The organism is Arthrobacter sp. GmRoot5-12, from assembly GCF_059739365.1.
Genome location: NZ_AP046056.1, coordinates 1,788,482 through 1,807,428, shown reverse-complemented (window position 1 = coordinate 1,807,428; position 18,947 = coordinate 1,788,482). Strand labels below are relative to the sequence as shown.

Annotated in this window: 13 protein-coding genes; 6 read left to right on the top strand and 7 right to left on the bottom strand. The window is 59.9% G+C overall.

The features are described 5' to 3' along the window. Positions 1–2: 2 nt before the first annotated feature. The 5 genes from AC6JAM_RS08220 to AC6JAM_RS08200 all read left to right on the top strand — a co-directional run bounded on the left by AC6JAM_RS08220 (position 3) and on the right by AC6JAM_RS08200 (position 4,935). On the top strand, positions 3–1,136 hold the full coding sequence (locus AC6JAM_RS08220; protein WP_497934455.1) for an amidohydrolase family protein: 1,134 nt from the start codon (positions 3–5) through the stop codon (positions 1,134–1,136). 2 nt (positions 1,137–1,138) lie between these two features. Then, a complete protein-coding gene (locus tag AC6JAM_RS08215; RefSeq protein ID WP_497934454.1) occupies positions 1,139–2,119 on the top strand; it encodes a PDR/VanB family oxidoreductase in 981 nt (326 codons plus the stop codon). Between the two features lie 116 nt (positions 2,120–2,235). After that, positions 2,236–3,702: an MFS transporter gene (locus AC6JAM_RS08210; RefSeq protein ID WP_497934453.1), complete on the top strand. Its 1,467-nt coding sequence runs from the start codon at positions 2,236–2,238 to the stop codon at positions 3,700–3,702. Next, positions 3,692–4,450: an HpcH/HpaI aldolase family protein gene (locus AC6JAM_RS08205; RefSeq protein WP_497934452.1), complete on the top strand. Its 759-nt coding sequence runs from the start codon at positions 3,692–3,694 to the stop codon at positions 4,448–4,450. Before AC6JAM_RS08210 ends, AC6JAM_RS08205 begins: the two co-directional genes overlap by 11 nt. Before the next feature lie 17 nt (positions 4,451–4,467). Next, a complete protein-coding gene (locus AC6JAM_RS08200) occupies positions 4,468–4,935 on the top strand; it encodes a YybH family protein (RefSeq protein ID WP_497934451.1) in 468 nt (155 codons plus the stop codon). 1,592 nt (positions 4,936–6,527) lie between these two features. Here the strand turns inward: AC6JAM_RS08200 and AC6JAM_RS08195 are convergent. From AC6JAM_RS08195 to AC6JAM_RS08175, 5 genes are all read right to left on the bottom strand, one after another. Beyond that, positions 6,528–7,886 (bottom strand): MFS transporter, encoded by a 1,359-nt coding sequence (locus AC6JAM_RS08195; RefSeq protein WP_497934450.1) that lies wholly within the window; start codon positions 7,884–7,886, stop codon positions 6,528–6,530. A gap of 822 nt (positions 7,887–8,708) precedes the next feature. Then, complete coding sequence (locus tag AC6JAM_RS08190) at positions 8,709–9,677, bottom strand: alpha/beta hydrolase fold domain-containing protein (protein WP_497934449.1); 969 nt, start codon at positions 9,675–9,677, stop codon at positions 8,709–8,711. A gap of 72 nt (positions 9,678–9,749) precedes the next feature. Then, entirely contained in the window at positions 9,750–9,899 is a 150-nt protein-coding gene (locus AC6JAM_RS08185) for a hypothetical protein (protein WP_497934448.1), read from the bottom strand. A gap of 17 nt (positions 9,900–9,916) precedes the next feature. Next, entirely contained in the window at positions 9,917–10,603 is a 687-nt protein-coding gene (locus AC6JAM_RS08180) for an NAD(P)H-binding protein (protein ID WP_497934447.1), read from the bottom strand. Between the two features lie 39 nt (positions 10,604–10,642). Further along, on the bottom strand, positions 10,643–12,175 hold the full coding sequence (locus AC6JAM_RS08175) for an MFS transporter (RefSeq protein ID WP_497934446.1): 1,533 nt from the start codon (positions 12,173–12,175) through the stop codon (positions 10,643–10,645). A 417-nt stretch (positions 12,176–12,592) separates the two neighbouring features. On the opposite strand from AC6JAM_RS08175, the gene AC6JAM_RS08170 reads away from it, so the two are divergent. Then, complete coding sequence (locus AC6JAM_RS08170) at positions 12,593–13,165, top strand: TetR/AcrR family transcriptional regulator (protein WP_497934445.1); 573 nt, start codon at positions 12,593–12,595, stop codon at positions 13,163–13,165. Positions 13,166–13,584: 419 nt separating this feature from the next. Here AC6JAM_RS08170 and AC6JAM_RS08165 read toward each other — a convergent pair whose 3' ends face one another. Together AC6JAM_RS08165 and AC6JAM_RS08160 are read right to left on the bottom strand one after the other, a co-directional pair. Further along, positions 13,585–15,363, bottom strand: a complete 1,779-nt coding sequence (locus tag AC6JAM_RS08165) for a S1 RNA-binding domain-containing protein (RefSeq protein WP_223993250.1) — start codon at positions 15,361–15,363, stop codon at positions 13,585–13,587. Then, positions 15,360–18,749: a serine/threonine-protein kinase gene (locus tag AC6JAM_RS08160; protein ID WP_223993252.1), complete on the bottom strand. Its 3,390-nt coding sequence runs from the start codon at positions 18,747–18,749 to the stop codon at positions 15,360–15,362. The genes AC6JAM_RS08165 and AC6JAM_RS08160 overlap by 4 nt, the downstream gene beginning before the upstream one ends. Positions 18,750–18,947 lie beyond the last annotated feature (198 nt).

Sequence of the window (18,947 nt, the reverse complement as noted above, 5' to 3'; positions counted from 1 at the left end):
TAATGTCCGAAAACGCACCCATCATCGACACCTGCGTGACACCCTTCTGGCGCTCCGAGGTCGAGCCGCACCTGTGGATGTCCGAGCCCTGGGCAAGTAAGCGACACATGCCCGGTGTGCTTCGTCAGATGTACACCGCCCCTACCGGTAGCGCACCCTATGGGGAATACCTTGAGGAGGCTCGTCCGGAAGACGACGCGTCAGCGCTTCCCGGGTCTAGTCCTGCCAAGATTCTGGCGAAACTGGACCGGGACAACGCCCGCGTCGGCGTGCTGTCTCCCCTTACCCGTGGTCCGCAACCGGACGTCGACATGGCCACCGAACTGTGCACCGCCACCAACCAATGGCTTGCGAAATCCTGGCTGGACGCGCCCGAGTCCACGGATCGGTTCCTGGGCACCATCCGCGTCAACCCAACAGACCCCGATAAGGCGGTCGCAGAAATCGAGAAGTGGGCAGACCATCCACGTATGGTGCAGGTCGGGGTTCCGCTGGACGCGTGGCGCCCCTACGGCCACCGCAACTACTTTCCGATCTGGAAGGCTGCTGCGGAACTGAAGCTTCCCGTTGTCATACATGCGGACGGCGGTGCGGCGGCGAATTACAAGCCGACCATGGCCGGTTATCCCACCAAGCACATCGAGTACGCTTCCCAGGAGAACATCTCCGGCCTGTACCACCTGGCCAGTTTCATCCTGGAAGGAGTTGTTGACCGCCTTCCGGACCTCCGCGTCGTATTCGGGGACGGTGCCTTCGACCTGCTTATGCCGTTCCTGTGGCGGATGGACGGGGACTGGGGGATCTCCCGGCATGAAACCCCCTGGGTCAGCGACACGCCGTCCGAGCACCTGGACCATTTCCGCTTCCGCACAAGCCGTTTCGAAGCCCCGACAGACCAGGCATCAGAGAAGGCATGGCTGGAAGTCAGTCGGGCTGAAGAGCTCCTGATCTACGGCAGTAACTACCCGCACTGGTCCTCGATGAGCCCGGCCGATCTGCCCAGCGGGCTCTCCAGAGAGGGCCGGGAGCGGATCCTGTCCCGGAATGCCGCCGATCTCTACGAGCCTCGGCTCCGTGCGCTCGGGAACACCGCAGCCCTGAACGCCATCGGCGCTCAGGCAATCACCGGAAGCTAACCATGAGCATCTCAACATCCAGCACGGCAACGTCACTCGAAACCGAGATCGATGCCACGATCACCATGAAACGGGCTGCCGCCGATGGCGTCGCCGAAATCAGGTTGTCGGCAACGGACGGCTCGCTGCTGCCAGAGTGGACTCCCGGCGCCCACGTCGACTTCATCCTTGGATCCGGATTAGTGCGACAGTACTCGCTCGCCGGCGACCCCGGCGACCGCAGCCAATATCGGTTCGGCGTCCTGCTCGACCCGAACAGTCGCGGAGGCTCCCTGGAGGTTCACGGCTCACTGTCGGCCGGTGGAGAGATACGCATCCGCGGGCCCAGGAACAACTTCACCTTCCGCAACTCGGAAACTTATGTGTTCGTGGCTGGCGGCATCGGCATCACTCCTCTATTGCCGATGATCCGTGCCGCCGAAGCGAACGGTGCCAACTGGTCACTCTGGTACGGGGGCCGTACCCGCTCATCAATGGCGTTCCTTGAGGAGCTGCTGGCATATGGCGAGAGGGTCAACATTTATCCCGAGGACGAGAGAGGATTCATTCCGCTCAAGAACGTCTTGGCCGAGAGCGGTGAGGCACTCGTTTATACCTGCGGACCCGAGCCATTGTTAAATGCCGTAGTGGGGGCCTTCGATGCCGTGGGCAAGCCAGCCCGTGACCTGCACCTGGAACGCTTCGTTGCGCGCGATGTCAGTGACAGTCGACCAACAGGGACTTTCGAGATTGAGCTGGTCGAAAGCGAACTTGTGCTCACCGTTCCGGAAGATCAGACGATCGTCGATGTCGCCCGCGAGGCCGGCGTTCTGGTCTTTACCTCATGTGAAGAAGGGATGTGCGGCACGTGCGAAACGCGCGTAGTCAGTGGCACACCCGTGCACCTTGACTCGGCAAAGTCTCCCGAGCAGCACGATGAAGACCGCACGATGGCTATCTGTGTATCCCGATGCGCATCGGGCCGGCTTGTCCTCGACCTCTGAACGATCCCCGTGAAAGGTGGAGGGCTGCAGCTCGGTCCTTCACCTTTCACGACCCCTTGCCCAGACGTGGACATCAGCCCATGTCTACACCGTTTCGCAGACAAAGGAGTCAAAGAATGAGCGAAACTCGCGCGTGGACACAAGTCAGCGCTCCCGTGCTGATCGGTCTGTTGATGCTGGCGGAGATGAATCACGCGTTCGAGCAGAACATGATTCAGCTCGCCCTGCCGCACCTCTATGCCGACTTCGGCGATCCCGTCACTGTCGGATGGTCGATAACCGGATATGCTCTGGTCGCAGCGGCCACCGCCGCAACCGCGGGCAGGCTCGGAGACGTGCTGGGACGAAAGCGTGTGCTGATCGCCGCTTTGCTTCTCGGCACCGCGGGATCAATGGTTGCTCTCCTCTGGCCGACTCTCCCCAGCATCATTCTGGGCCGGGCGATCCAGGGAACCACCGGGGCCATCCTCGGGCTCGCCTTCGGCATCGCCCGCGAGCGGCTCGGTGATCGCAACCTGCCCATGGTGCTGTCTTTGCTCTCGGGTACAGCCCTCATCGGCGGGCCCATAGGCCAGTTTGTAGCCGGCCTCCTCATCGACGGGGTCGGGTGGCGGGCGATCTTCGCCTTCAGCGCCGGCCTCGCGGCACTTACCGTGATCCTCGTATGGATTCTGCTCCCCGCGAGCCCGGCCTCAGGCAAGCTCCGCGACGTCGACTTGGGAAGCGGGTTGATCTTTGCCGCCGCCGTCGCCGCCATTCTCCTGGGAATCACCCTCATCGGTAAGGCCAACGGAGCAGTAGTCATCGCACTCATCATGGCGGGTGCCGTTGCCCTCGCCGCATTTGTCGTTCTTTCGCTTCGTAGCCCGCACCCGGCAGTCGACTTCCGTACGTTTAAGGACGGCCGGGTAGCCGTCGCCCACACTATGATGCTGGTGATGGCTTTCGGCGTGCTGGCCTTCTGGCTTGTCCTCGTGGTCGCTCTACAGTCACCGCCGGGTGCAGGACTTGGTATGGGTCTCGGCGCAGCCGCAACCGCCGCAGTCATGGGTGCCGCCAGCATTCTCGGCGGTGCCCTTGCCAGCCCACTGTCCTCAATCCTTACTCGGAGATTCGGCGTCCCCACGGCGCTCGGCACAGGAAGCTTTTTCGTCCTGGCAGGAGCTCTGATTCTGCTGCTGTCACCCGTGGTCTCACCCCTCCTACTGGCCGTCGGAGGCGGAATCGCGATTATCGGGTCAGGCTTCCTCTATGCCGCAATCCCAATCCTGCTGATGACCGGCGTCCCGGTCGAACGCACAAGCGAAGCCGGCAACGTCAACCAGGTGATGAAGTCCGTCGGACTCGCCGCCGGGCCCCTCATGTTCTCAGCAATCCTTGCCTCACAGACTGTCACCCTGGGGGACAAAACACTGGCTGCCCCCGGGGCGTATGTCACCGGCTTCACCGTCCTCGCCTCTGCCGGCCTTATCCTGCTAGTTCTCACCGGCATTGCAGCTCGCGTACTTCGGCACAACAAGACAGCTTCCACCGCAGCGGCGGCTGCTCCGAATCACAGCGCAGAAGCTAATCATGTCCACTGACATCCCGCCCGGGAAGACCACCGACGGCTTCTGGGTCGCCAACGATGACATCGGAGTGCTGAGGGCCATCGAACGCAGCACCGCAGACTTCGTCGGCATTGACTGCCAACATGGCATCGAGGACCACACCCTTCGCCGAATGCTCGAAGTACCCAGCAGCGTTCCCCGCTACGTTCGTGTGGCTGACTCAAGCCCACAGAAAATCGGATACGCCCTCGACCTTGGTGCGGACGGCATCATCGTCCCAATGGTCAACTCTGTGGAGCAGGCACAGATGATTGCTCGAGCAGCCCACTACCCTCCCCGGGGAGAACGAAGCTACGGGCCTGTTTCGACATGGCTTAGCCGCGACGTGTCCGAGCTCGACTCGAGAGTCACCATCCTCGCCATGATCGAGACCGAAAGCGGGCTACACAATGCCGAAGCGATCCTCAACGTCGACGGCATCGACGGCTGCTACGTAGGACCAACCGACCTCGGTATCGCTCTGGGACACGGCGCAAACCAGTTCCCACCGTCCGAGCCCATGCGAGCCGCACTCAGCCTCATCGCCAGCGCCGCACAGCGGACGAGGAAAATTGCAGCCCTTCATGCAGGGGATGCAACGCTCGCCCACACCTTCCGCGAACTCGGATTCACCATGCTCACTCTTGCCAACGGGGAACGACTCGTAGCTGCAGGAATTGATCAACAGCTGAAGGCTTCAGGCGCCGAAGCTCGCTTCGCGACAATGAACTCACCTTACTGATGTCGAAAGATCCCTCCATGCCCCTGACCACTAAAAAATCCGACGTTCAGACCGTGCTCCAGCGATTCGAGCAATTTTGGGAAGCCCTGCAATGGGACGCGCTGGCCAGTCTGTGGGCGCGATCTGCGGATACCACCTACATGGCCCCGGAATTGGACGACATTCTGTCAGGTTGGACTGGCATCGCAGGTCACCTGGCGCGCACTCGTTCCAGGATCGTCGACGCTTCCGTCTCCATCCCCAGATCCTGGATTCGTGAAATTGCGCCGGACACGATGCTCGCGATCTTCGTCGTGAAATGGCGCATTCGCAGCATCGAATCCGACCAACCGCGAGTCGCTGCTGCCCGCGTCACTGCGGTGCTCCAGCTTGACGACGATGGCCAATGGCGGTTTATCCACTACATGGAGGAGTCCTATTACCTCCCGGACGCTGCTGAGCCGCCCAATCTCCTGGATGACCTTGAAGCCCCTTTTACCTCCTAGCTCATCCGAGCGACCTCGTCCTTCTCCTTCAACAGGACGAGGTCGGCCTCAGCAAAACCAGGAAGGACCCGTACCGCTCGGTGGTGCGGGTCCTTTTCTCGTATTTTCAGAGGAAGAAGGCCTGTCCTCTATGGGCTCCGCTGACACGCGGTCCGTCGCATATCCGGACTGCTGGCGGTCGGCCGGGGGCTTACCGCCGTGATGCAGAATTTCAGCCCCACCGGGGTAATAAATGCGTCGTGAACTGATGCGTTAGTGAAGGATGCCGGAGGACCTCCCTTAGGGATCGTCCTGAGGGTGGCAGCCCTTGGGACGGCGAATTGCTGCAGCTGGCCACCCCTAGGCACCGCAGCAAGGTTCTGCCGGGATCCATCGTGCTGCCCGCGCCTCAGCATTGAGGCCAGCAATTATGCCGTTCCTGCTATGGATACCTTGTTGGCGGAGGTAGGGGGCGAACTGTCGGTGACGATTGAAAAGTGAGCCATTGTGACGGCTTGGCGTCTAGCAGTCGTTGCAAACACCTGAGCGTTTTGGAGTTGCAATTGGCAGAGATGAAACGCCCACGAAATGGCTCATTTTTCGACCAGCGCTGACACGAACAGTCTCAGGGCCATAGGGAAGAGGGGCAACACTCGGATCGCTATCGCGAGGAGGTTGACACGGCAGGATCTCTCGAAGTGATCTCGCCCTCGCTGATGGGTTTCAGATCACGTGGTTTCAGGACCAAGTCGTTGCCGTGCGGTAAGTTGCAAGTTGCATGCGCGATACGATTGCCATTGCGTCGTGATGGCTCGGATTGGGCCAAGGCGGATGGGCCTCAGCGATTTCCCGAATCACTGCCGGATCAGAACGGGTTCCGACTAGTTGCGGGCGGGACCGCGGGTTCGACCGACCGCAATAAACCTTTGCGTTCGAGCTAGATCTGGAAATCTGGGCCGCCCCAGCTGAGCTCGCCCTGTCGTAACCTCGGTAACCGAGGACTCGCGCCCAGGGGCCAGTTCGCCCGTTCGACGTGGGCGTCGTCGTTTGCCGCGGCTCGCACGTTGCCACGCCGGCAGTTCAACAGGTGGCCCGGTGGAAAATCCACCTTTCTGCCAATGCATTCCGCAACTCATAGGCGCCCACCGGCCCGCTCGACCAGTCCGGTCAGGACCCGACCCTTTTGCGCGTGTAGGCCTGCATTTTCCGAAGTGGGTCTCGCGGGCGGCTACTCGGTTGAATTCCAGGTTGGTATCTGCATGTGCCCGCCCTGAACTTCGGATCGCGAAGAAGTATTGCCTGCGTGCGGCCGGGCATAACAGCCGCATACGCCAGTGCTTCAACACGAGCACCTGCCTCGGAAGGTGCTCGTGTTGAAGCATCGCAACAGCGCGCGACGAGGCGTAAGAAGGCGTTCAGCCGAAGCGTTCGTCGTGGGCGGGTCAACGTGCGCAAATCCCCGGTCATTCGGACGAAGCGGGTTCGGCTTGAGGCTCAGTCCTCGCAGATACTTACGACTTTCGCGGGGTTCTCAAAGAAGCGACGTATCGATCCGGCTTGTCTTAGAGATCTTCAGGTTTGCTCGGCGACCACGTGGCCATTCCTTCAGGAAGTCAGGTTGTGATTCGCTCCTCGATTGGCTCCGCGGCAGCTGTCTCCGCAAGGCGATTCAGGGCTCGCGGGCGTGTAGCCATGACCTGGAGGACCACCATAGCTGCTGCCGCTGCTGCGAAAAAGATGAAGTACATTGTGTAGCTGAGCGTGGCGTCGTAGATAAGACCACCGAGAGCTCCGACGACGGCGCCACCGAGTGCTGCGCTCACATTGATTGAAGCAAGAATGCTTCCGAACTCTTTCAGCCCGAACATCCGGGGGAGAATTATGGCGGCGTACATTCCCCCGAACTGCGTGATCGCGAGGCTTGCGGCGATGAAGATCGCTCCCCCCGTCCCGGATACGAATACCGCAATTGAACTGAAGACCATGACGCCCAGGCCGAAGAGAAGACCGGCGGAACTACCGCCGATACGGTCAGCCAGAGCACCATAAGCGAAGTTCCAGGCCATTGCAGCGAGGTTCTTCACGGAAAGAATAAAAGCGGCAGCGATGGCTGTAACGCCGCCAGCGGTCTCGAAGATTACGACCGCTTGTCCACCGAACCCCGTGGCCACACCGACGATCAAGAATACGGCGATGCTCACCAACCAGTACGAAGGCGTCCTCAATGCTTGTTTGAGTGTCATGCCTGCCGGTAATTCCACTGATGGCATGCTGACGACAGAGTTGGAAGGTGCTTCCGCTCCTGTTCCAGATGCCTCCCGGATGGCCTCCCGAACTTCGGCCGAGGAGGCATCAAGCCTCGTTCCCGGTGCGGGATCGTACGCGGTCAGTCCGTAGAATTCGGGTCGCTCAGGGATGAGCGCAAGAGCAGCAAACAGCATCACCGCAACGCAAACGAGCCCATGCACCAAGAGTGTCGGAGTGAAACCAGCCGACTCAATACCCCAGGCAATCGCCGGGGAGAGAGCAAGGGAAACCAGCGGGTAGGCGATGGAGGGATAGCTGATCTTCTTCCCAACACCGCGAACGAACCACCACATGATGACGGCCTGGGCTACGACGAATCCGCAGCCAGCCACACCCATCCCGAAGAGCAGGGCAGCGACATAGAGCAGCGGAAGCGAGGTCGAGAAAGCCATAAGGAGGAAGAAGGCCGCATAGCAGGAGATTCCGATCAGGAGAATTGAGCGGATTCTCATGCGTCGGAACATGGGCGCAAGGCTGAGGTTTGCGATTAAGCTGCCAATCGATGAGATAGAAAATAGCAAGATAATCTGGCCGACCGTTGCGCTGAACTGCACGGATAGCCCGCCGATGTAGTTCGAGAGCACGATGAAGGTGCCGAAGTTCATTGAAACTAGAAGGATGCACCCAATCAATGCGCGGTTGGCGCGGGTCTTTGCTTCTTTCATAACGATGCTCCCTTGGATCGCTAAAGTGTGAGGGCGTGGACGATTCCTGACAGACTCGTCAGAGCATGACGTAGCGATGCTGCTACACCATTTCAGGCTGAACAGAAAATAGGGTGCTATTTGAATAAAATAGCAACCCCCTTCTTCGACTGAGATTAGCCCTTGGGCGTGTGTAAAAGAGGCTCCTAATTTGAGGTGCGACCGCGTGCCCGGAAAAGTACGAGCGCGGCGAGGTACTGCGGTTTCACCGAACACGCCCCCGAACCCCCAGGGGCAACTCAGACTAAGAAAAGGGACTCCCCCTCGGTGCCGGCCCGGAGTTGAAGACTCATCGTTTCGTCACCTCCGCAATCCGATCACGAAGGGCTGCGACAGTCCCGGGCCTCTAGACGGCTGACGGCTCGATGCAGGCGTGGCCAGCCTGACGGCGGCGGAGGGACACAGCCTGTAGATCCGAACGATCCTCGTGCCGACCGTGGGGCGTTGGCGGCGACACCTTTTCAACCAGATCTTGGTTCAATGGGCGGGCGCCGGCCCTTCGCACCGGGGTGACAACAGACGCGGCCTTGGCAGGGTTCGCGAGTCAACCTACACCTAGGGGCGGCGAGCCGGCCGGGAGCTTCTGGCGCCACTTTGCTCATCCCGCGGCGCGCGGCGATGGTCCGCCTGCTGCGCTAACCCACCGATCGGCTTTGACGAACCAGACCTGTCCGGTGATATGCGAGGCCTGGTTTTCATCGGCGAGGAAAACAACGAATCTGGCAATTCGTCCGTCCGGGTGAAGATCGGACCGGCACCCTTTGAAGGTGCGGGGCCGCCGGGCTACTTGTCTCCTAGGTGTCGAGCCACCCAGGCAGTGCGTGCTGCGCGAGCTGCGCGGGAGACTGCGGCGTCCGGTGCCACGAAGTCGAAGCCGTGGATGCCTCCGGCCCAGACGTGGAGTTCTGTCTGCACGCCGGCCGCCCAGAGTGCACTGGCGTAGGCGACGTCCTCGTCCCGGAACACTTCGGCGGATCCGCAGTCGATGTAGGTGGGCGGAAGTCCGGTGAGGTTTGTGGCCCGGGCGGGTGCGGCATAGATGGAGACGTTGTCTGTTCCGCTGCGGTCACCGAGCAGAGCCTTCCAACCCATACGGTTGGTCTTCCGGTCCCAGGGTGGCATGCCGTCGTATTGTTCGGTGGAGATGGTCCTATCGCGGTCGTCGATCATGGGGCCGATCAGCAGTTGGCCGGTCAGGTTCGGGCCGCTGCGGTCGCGTGCGAGCAGCGCCGTCCCGGCGGCAATTCCGCCTCCTGCGCTGGCTCCGATGATCATGATCCTGTCAGGGTCGATGCCGAGATCGGTTGCGTGCTCGGCCATCCATACGAGTGCGGAGTAGCTGTCTTCGACCGGGTACGGGTCGGGGAACTCCGGAGCGAGCCTGTATTCCACGGTTACCATCACCGCATCATGCTCCACAATCCAAGGAAGTATTGGCGCCAGGCCGGTCGTCCGAGTGCCGGCCACCATCCCTCCAGCATGGACATGAAGGAAGCCCGGGCCGCGTCCGGCGTGATCAGACCGGGCGATGGTTGTGACGACGATTGGCCCTCCCTCGTAGCCGTCAATCGTGGTATCACGTTGCACGAGATTGTGCGCGGCGATTGTCTCCGGCATGACATCTGCCGGTGAGCCGGCGCGCATCATTGGGATCATTTCCTCGGTCATTGATGCCGGCAGTTGTTCGGCAAGAGCCGTGAGGACTTCCTGGAGAGCGGGGTCAACGGGGGGTCGGTCGGTGCGTTGGGACATGGTGTACTCCTGTTTTGGTTGGGGGTTCCTGCAAGTCTGCGGATGACTGGCACGACGGCTCCGGCAGTCGGATCAGAGACCGGAGCGCACTGCGTCTATCAGGGATGTGGTCGGGCGGCCGATCATTTCGCTCAGGGTGCGGTCAGAGGAGTCCAGGTACCCGGCTGCGATTGAAGCATCGATCGCGGCGAGGAGCTTCGCGGTCTTCGCGTCGAGTCCCATGGTGGAGAACTCGGCAATCAGTTGTTCCTCGGACAGCGCCCGGTACGTGACCTCGCGCTCCCAAATTTCCGCAGCTGCCGCTGCCAGATCTGCGTGGGTGAATGCCGTGTCGCCCGAGAGCTCAAGGGTTCGACCGAGATATGCGTCGTCGGTGATGGCAACGGCAGCGGCCTCAGCGAAGTCGGGGCGCGTTGCTGCGGCGATGCGCCCCCGCCAGCTGCGGATGTAATGACGCCCGTCTCTCGTGCTCGGATGACGGGTCCGAGATAGAGCTCCGTGTAGGAGTTGTTCCGCAAAATCACGGCGGGAAGACCTGTAGCGGTGATGGCTCGCTCTGCAGCGGCGTGTATGGGAGCCAGCGGAAGCGTGCTCTCAGAGGCGCGGTAAACGCTGGTGTAGGCAAGTGCGCTGACCTCCGCCGCGGCTGCAGCCCGAATGACCGCATCATGCTGTGTCACAGGTGTGTCAGGTTGGGAGACCGACACGAGGACAAATCGATCGACACCCTTTAGCCCCTTACTCAGTGTCGCCGGAACATCGTAGTCGAAGACGACGGTCCGGATGCCCCGCGCGCGCAGGTCTTCCAGCTTTCCCAGGGAGCGTGCACCGGCGATGAGGTCCGAGGCCGCAACACCGCGGGCAATAAGGCGCTCGAGGATGAGGCGGCCAAGGCGGCCACTTGCGCCGCTGACAAGGATGGTCATGAGGAATTCCTTTCGAAAGGGCAAAGCGACAGGCGGAACCTACGCCAGGTTCCGGTCAGTATTGCGTTGCATCGGGGCGGGCCGGCGGACGAACAGGACAACGAAGAAGTTGAGGCAGGCGATGACGAGCCCGGCAGTGAATGCAGCCTGCGCTGCTGAAACCGCCTGTGCGAGAGTCAACGAACCCGTATGGCTGGACCCTGCTCCCAGGGAGTACGCGGAGATGAGCACTGCAGTTCCGACGGCGCCACCGAGCTGCTGGATGCTTCCAAATGCGGCGCTGCCGAAGGGATAAAGGGCTGGTGTGAGCGCCGACAAGGCGGCCGTCGTCAGGGGGGTCCACATCAATGCCTGCCCAACGAACATGATGATGTTCGCAGCCACAATGAATCCAGTTGTGGTCTCGGAAGTCACCTGCATCATCATGGCGAATGACGCGGCCACGATGAGCGCACCGGAGATAACAAGCGGACGAGGCCCGACACGGTCATAGACCTGCCCTCCGATGGCCGAGACAATGGCTACAGTCACACCTCCGGGGATGAGGAGGAAACCGATGTTGAGCGGCTCGAGTCCGCGGATGCTGGTCAGGACCAGTGGGTAGATTACTCCGCTACCAAAACCGGTGAGGGTCAGTCCGAGCATCGCTGCGAGCGGAAGGACGAAGCCGCCGGCGCGGAAGATGCGGAGGTCGAGCAGCGGCTCACCACTGCGCTGCAAGATCGCCTGGCGAACGATGAATCCCGTTATCCCCATGACCCCGACGGCGATCGGCACGAAGAGCGGAACCACAGGGTGGCCGCCGATCGACTCGCCCATAGTTGCCAAGCCGTAGATGAGAGCCCCGAATCCGACAACCGACAGCATGACGGAAAAAACGTCCACCTTGCCCTGTTCGGGGGTGGTGACGTTTTTCAGCCTGAGTACACCGAGCACGAGCACGAGCAGTGCCAGTGGAAGCATGCCGAAGAAGAGCCCCCGCCATCCAAGCTGGGATAGGACCAGGCCAGAAATGCCCGGGGCCAGAGCCGGGCCGGCGGAGGTGATCACGACGACCATTGCCATGAACCGACCGCGGCGCTCCACGGGGACCAGTCGCATCGTGGTCGACATGAGCAGGGGGAGGAACACCGCGCTTCCGATGGCCTGGACGATCCGGCCGGTGAAAAGCAGGCCGAATCCGGGTGCGACGGCGCCGAGGGCAGTCCCAAGTATGAACAGCGACATCGATGTCAGGTAGATCGTCCGTAAGTGGAACGAGCGCATGATGTAGCCGGTGGTTGGTATCAGCACCGCCATCACCAGCAGGTAGCCGGTTGTAAGCCACTGAGCCGTGGACGCGGTTAGGCCTAGATCCGTGATGAGGGTCGGGATTGCGACTCCGAGCAGCATCTCGTTGGTAAGGACGATGAAGGCGGACGCCATCAGGATGCCTAGGACGAGCTTGTCCCCGCGGGAAAGGCCCGTCCTCGTGCGAACCTCCTCGCTAACCGGTGGAGCTGCAGCAGTCTCGGACGGGACGATGGGGTCCGGTTCCGAGCCCGGAACGGATGAGGTGACGCTTGTGGTCATGCGGGTGCTCGCTTCCTGAACGGGTTACCTTCCGCGCCGATCTCTTGGCCGGCTATAAACGGGGGGTGCCCCCATATATGTAAACGGAGTCATGCCCCGTTTAGCAAGTTACGTACATGCCGCTTTCGCCGCCAGCGAAAGGATCATCGCTAATGCACGAGCAGGGCACTGCATGGCGGGGCATCCTAAAATGGCCACCGAACCCGTCCGGCGTGCAGTCAGCAATTGCTTGGCCCGCCCCTGGGGTGGCTCTCGTGCCGCTCGCCCTACCGCGTACGCCTGCGGTTACAGGGCGTATAGTTTTGAGGTTGGTAGACGGCAGTGCTCCCGCGCGAGCAGGCTGTCGACGTACAGAATGCGCTCTAATGCGGTGTGCGGATTGGATGAGAGGCGAGCCCTGTGATTTATGCTGGCGGAGTGCAAAGCCGACGTCCCCGTGCTGATTCGGAGCGGAACCGTTCGGAGATCCTCAACCAAGCTGAGAAGCATTTCAGCAACCATGGGGTGAATGCCTCACTGGAAACAGTCGCGCGCAGTGCAGGTGTGGGTTCGGCCACCCTGTATCGTCACTTTCCCACGAGAGATGACCTGCTCGCCGAACTCCTGCAGGACCGTAACACTCGGCTCGATGGCGAACGCGCCCGCATTAAAACGCTCGCCGACAGCGGCGCCGCGCTCAAGCTCTGGCTGGCGGCCCTCGAGAGCTACTTCGCTGCCTTTGACGGCCTTCCTGAGCCGTTGCGCAACGCGTTGCTGGAAGAACAAAATCCACTCGCGACGACCTGCTATGGATTTATTGAGTACACCGACGAGTTCTTGGCCGCCGCCCAGCGTGACGGCAAGGCATCCCCTTCGGTGCGTGGCCGCGACCTTTTCCTCGCCGCACTAGCGTTCAGCTGGGTCCGGGGGGCCGCCCTAGCTGATGATTCATCGCTCCATCATCTCCACGATCTGATCGCCGAGGGCTACACCGCCAACGGGGGCGGCTGACGCTTCGACGCACGGGACGCTTCTATCGACATCGAGTGGACCTTCGATCCCATGCATAGGTGGTCCTGTCGGGCCGGACGTGCTGGCCGAATTGTCGACGCGCCACAACACTCTGCCGCCATAGGCAAGACCCTTCAAGCAGCAAAAGATGCCACAGCCAGTTAGCCCGCGGCCATGGACGGGAATCGCGTCCCTGGCGCTGTTTGGGCAGATTCCAAAAACTGCGGGGCTGCTGCGGGCCGAGCTGACGGCAGATCTCAGCAAGGCCTAAGTGCAGCCCACAGGGGCTTTGAGCTGTGATGCCGTGACCGAGGCCGGTCGCATGGGATCATTAGGAGGCCGTTCACAGTGAACGAGCGAGTGCCCTAACGCCGATAATGGAGATTCTGTAAGGTTGCGACTCCTTGCGCGTTTGGCCGCTACGCCATCCCGAGCGAGACCCGGTTACGTTCGGGCTGGATCTCAAGAATCTTCACGGAAATACTTTGCCCAACTTCAAACTTGCTCACTTGGTTCCCATTCATTGTCTGTGGCAGTCGAGAGTTGTGAATTAGTCCGTCGATTCCATCTCCAAGAGTTACGAAAACTCCAAAGTTCGTGAGGTTCTTGACTGTTCCCGCGATGGTGCTTCCGACCTTAAGCCGCGACCAATCTTCCTCATTTGGGGTTCTTCGCTGCTTCCTAGCCACCGAAGGCTTTTCCACGCCCTCCCGATTCTTTCGAGTATGATTCGCAGCCGTTTGAGGCGGGACCATTGGTGCGGCGCGAGAAGCAGACCTTCCCCGAGGCTCGGGAAGGTCTCCAACTACCTCTATGGCCTGCTGTCGGATCTGGTCCAGGTACCTCTCGTAAGCTTGATCAGCAAGAGCTCGATCGCGAATTAGAGTCCCTTCCTCCATCCGATAGCGCCGGCTGCTATCACCCCTGAATGAAAGCCAGTTGAAGCTTGTGGTTACGTAAAAGTCATCGCCGACTAGAACTTTGGCATGAGTGTTTTTCAACCTCACTACTGCCAATTGATTCTTTCTGCCGGCTGCTGCGTGAAGGCCGGCCAAAGCCGAGTCGATTTTCGGGTTGTCCTCGTAACCCCAAGCAATGGTCACTGGACACCTGTGTGCCAGCCTCTCAAGCTGGCGGATCCACTCTTTCGTTACCACCGCACTCGTTATCCATGGACTGATGATGAGCAGCCGCCTCCGGCTCTTCGTCAAAGCCTCATCGAGAATGAGCGGATGCTCGTATGTTCCTAACCACCGGACTGCCGCTGATTCAATGGTTTTCCCAGCCTCAAGCTGGTCGTCAGTTGTAGCACTAGCCCCGTCCGTCGCTTGTTCCACCGTATCGGCCAGGGCTTGTAGTCGGAGAACCTCGTCACGCCCCAACTTTTTGGCAGGCTCAGGGAAGCCGAGGGAAAGGTCGCTCGGTGGCAAGGGCTGCGGCCCCTCAACTCGGATACCGAGTCGTTCGGCGACGCCCATCCTTTCAAGAGCTACTTCGTGGTCCGGGCTCCAAATGCCGTCAATGTCGATGCCAAGACGAATTGAATCATTATCAATCCCCTTATAGATCAGCAGAGTGGCTTCCTTAAAATACCTCCGGTTCTCCGTGACGCCTAGCGCGCCAAGGATCCTGTTGACCTGGTTCCTGCCCGCCAAGATAGGGCCAAGGTTTGCTGGAGAGAGTTCGTCTATAGTTACCGGCTCACCTGTCGCCGGCGGCAGCCTAAAGAGGCCTTCCGTGTTCCTCGCGTCCCACTCACGTGTAAGGGATCTCTTTGTCCACGCGACAGGAGTGCGGGTAATCCGATCGAACATGACCGACAGGGTGACAACTTTGGGAGCTGCGGCTACTACGCCGTCCACGGCGTCCAGCCCAGGAGGCAATAGTTGAATGTTGCGCTGCTTGTTGTCCTGTGCCCGGTAATCGATCATCTCGAGTTGCAGCAAAGAACTGATTACGTTGGCCGTGTCGGTACTCTCAAGGCCTAAGAACCAGGAAAGCTCTTCTAGGGTGTTTATTCCCTTTGAGACCGCCAGTAGGGTGTATCGCTCCGCCACGCCAAGGTCAGTTGCTCGCTCTGCCAACACGTCGACGGTAAGTACGGAAGCCGGGATAGCGCAGGGCTCGGCGGCCACGAGGAGGTGGCCGGGAATTGCGTGGGCGTGTCGGCGGGCTGCTCGAACCAGTGCGTCAGTCACACAAACTCCATTCCACAGCCCTTGGCATTGCTGATGTGTTCAAGCACTCTCTTGAGTGGCCCATCCTTGGCAGCGCAGAACTCCGAGTCTCCTACAACCCACAGAAGTTCCCTCGCCCGAGAGAGCGCCACGTTGATGCGTCCTTCGCCGAAGGATTCAGCTAGGAACCCCATCTCGAGACGAGCATTGCTCCGGGTGACGGAGAAAATGACGACGTCGGCCTCCTGTCCCTGCACCGCGTCGATTGTCTTTACTTTGACCTCGAGGTGGGGAAGCCGGAGACTTCGGATCGCGCGATCCAGCATTAGAAGCTGTCGCTGGTATCCCGTGAGAACTAGAACCTCGACGGAGGCTCCGTCAAGTCGTCGGACCTCACCTTTGGCGACCTTTTCGTCGAGCTGGCGGAGGCGGTCGCACACGATATCAACCTCGACTGAGTTAGAGGAACTTCTAACCTGTGACGAGTCCTCATATCGTTTCTCTCGTCTGCTAGTCGAATACCAAACGACCCGAGATTGGTCACGAAGCGCATGTCCGTCTAGGGAGGGATGTGGGTCATGCACCAACTGCTCGCCGTAAAAGGTCTTGGAAATCAAATTCCCTATGGGAAGCGCCATTCGGTGCTGAGTGATGAGGCTGGCCCGACACTCTTGGGGTGATTCAGCCACCAAGATACTAAAGAGGGAATCAGTTCCAAGGAGTTCGTTGAGATCATAGGCTTCGACAATTTCAGGGTAATCCATGACCTCTTCGCGCATGGGTGGGAGTTGCTTAGTATCGCCAACGAGAACCCACCGCCTTGAACGGACCATCGGCACGAAGAGTTCAGTCGACGTCGCTCGGGAAGCCTCGTCGACGATACAAAGATCGAAGTCGATGTCGCGGACGTTCTGGTTGCTAAGGAAGCCCATACAAGTGCCAGCGATAACAGATTGTTTAGGTAAGAAGAGCAATTCAGCTGAACGGGGATCCTGGAGACTGGCGAGCCAATCTGCTTGGGCATGCATGATGTCCCTCAGATTTTCGGCCTCCGCCTGGCCGTCCAAACAGGATGTGGACAGTTGTGTGAGCCCACTTATGCTAAGCGGTACATCGACTCTTACACCCTGCCTTTCCACGTGGGCCTGAACTGCCTCTACTGCCGCATCAGCGGCCTGCTCAGCTCTCGTGAGCCGATCCCGCAGTTCGTCCGCGACGTCATCGTCGCCTGTCGCGGAGTCGAATGCTTCGAGCTCCTCTTGGCGGCGGTCCTTCAGTCTTAATGCGGCGGCAGCTTCCTCAGCAGCGAAGGCAAGGTGGAGGCGTGGGGCTGAGACCCCAGCCGAAGCAACGAGTTGTTCGAGTCCCTGCGCAGCCCGCTGCCTGACCTCCGCGATCCAAGCCCGCAACTTATTCGGTAGCAGTAGGTGAGCCGCGTCTACGGCAACCCGATCCTCACGTGTGGAAAGACGGACGATGCCAGATACACCGGCTTTGTCTAAGCGACTTACTGCGTTGTCCAACGCAACGTGCATCTGACTTACGAGCAGGATTCGGTCGTTTGGCCGGGCCTGAAGATGCTGTGCAACCAGCTCACATATAAAAGAGGTCTTACCAGTTCCCGGGGGACCTTCCACCAGAAAGAGATCCGGGGCACCGAGGGCGTTTGCCACCGCCACGCGCTTGTCATCGTCGAGGTTCACGTGCTGGGATGCAAATTCGACCGGACGAGAAGGGGAACTTCCTGATGGATCTAATACGAGACTCCGTAGATCCGTGCGGAGGCTTCGTTCGTCTCGGATGGCGCCGAGTGCTTCTCGTTGCCGTCGCACAGCCGAGGTAGAGGCAGTGCGGTTGCGGACGAGGAGACCGTCCTCGGGAAAATCGTCAGGATTTCCATTTATTCGGACGAGGGCTTCATCACCGTCAACCTCCTCCACGTTGCAGGGCACGTTGATCGTGGATGGACGTGAGTTATCGCGGGCCAGCAGATCCTGGTCAACGATGTCCTCGCGAGGTTCGTTGGTCAATCGCAGTTTCGCAGTGTTCCATGAACGGGACTCAAGGCTGTAACCGACCGGGTCTTCCAGCTTCCGGTCCAATTCCTCCTTAGCCTCGATGAGCCGTGACCACCCGTCGAGCCGCGCTTGGCGAAATCGTTCACTTTCACGGTCTTCAGCATCCTGGATGGCTTGGCTCAGAAGGCTACGCAATGCCCTGGCCGCTTGAATTGCAGCAAGCTGCTGCCTTGGTGGTCGTGCCGTCCAGATGTATTCGTCCGACGGAAGGAGTACTGCTCCGGGCATTCGCCGGCGGCGCTCCAACTCGTAAAAGTCACGGACGCCTGCTCGATTGCACACCATGCCCTGACTCGTGTGTTGCACATGAAGAAGCAGCTCGTCTCCTACAAGATCAAATTCATCGGGTGTAAGAGGTGCCCCCGGCCCTGGCATCGACACGGACCTGCGGGGCACGGCGTACGTCGCACTACCCATAAGGGTTTCGACAGTTTGCTCGGGGCTTAGGTCCAGACGTTCACGTTGCAGTTGCGCTCTTGCTTGCGGTGCAAGCGTCAGCACCAGCTGGGTCTGGGCGCGCCATTTCCTGCTTCTATCGGTGTGCATCTTCCGCAGCTCGAAGTCTAAAATCTGGCCGTCCTTCGGCCTGACGCTCGGGTCATTGCTCAGGCAGCGCTTCAGGAGATCCATGGCGCGGTCGGGGACGTCAATGCCGTCGCGACTATCCGAAAGTGCCCTGTCGATGTCCGAATACGTCTTTAACTCGAAAGGAACAAGACAGCGTAAAAGGGTTGCCGCCAGTCCATGAACATCCCTATTCGAAGCTGCCTTCGTTACTCGCTCAGGTGGTGCAAAGGGAGTTGAAGCATGATCGACAACTGTTGCATCACCTGGAGCTGCAACTTGGCTTTTGATCTTGCTGATACCAAAGTCAGCCAGAAGCGGCTTGCTCCCGTCCCAAAGAATGTTTGTTGGTTTGATGTCCCGGTGGAGCACATTCTGAGCGTGCGCGTGGGCCAGGGCATGTGAGAGGGGAAGCCCGACATTTTCGCACAAATCGTCCCACCCAGGGGGCTCATCGAGAGCCGCTAGCCAATCGACCAAGGTGCTCGGAATCCACTCGAGCACGATGTAGTAAACGCCCAACGAGGCGTCGAAACCCTTATCGAGAAGACCGGTGATATTCGGGTGATCGAGCCTGGCGAGGGCATCCGTCTCCCTATGAAAGAAGACAGTATTTATAGGGTCTTGCGTTCCTGGGATTACCTTGACGGCAACAAATCGTCCGTTGTCGACAAGGTCGACAGCCTTGAAAACGTCACCCTGTCCACCCTGCCGCCGACTACCAATAATTTCCGCGTACCGACCAGCGATGAACTCTTGCGCCATTCCCCCACCTTGAACCAAGAATACGTGTGCTTCATCATCCTAGATACAAGCACCGACAGCGCGGATTTCCAGGCTCCAAGAGGACAATTTGCGCAAACCTTGATGTCCATCCAGTCTTCAGGATTTGTCATCGTGCCAAGGGTATCGACCCAGGGGATGGATTGCGAGCAGGCAGATATAAGCTCAAGGCAGTAAATG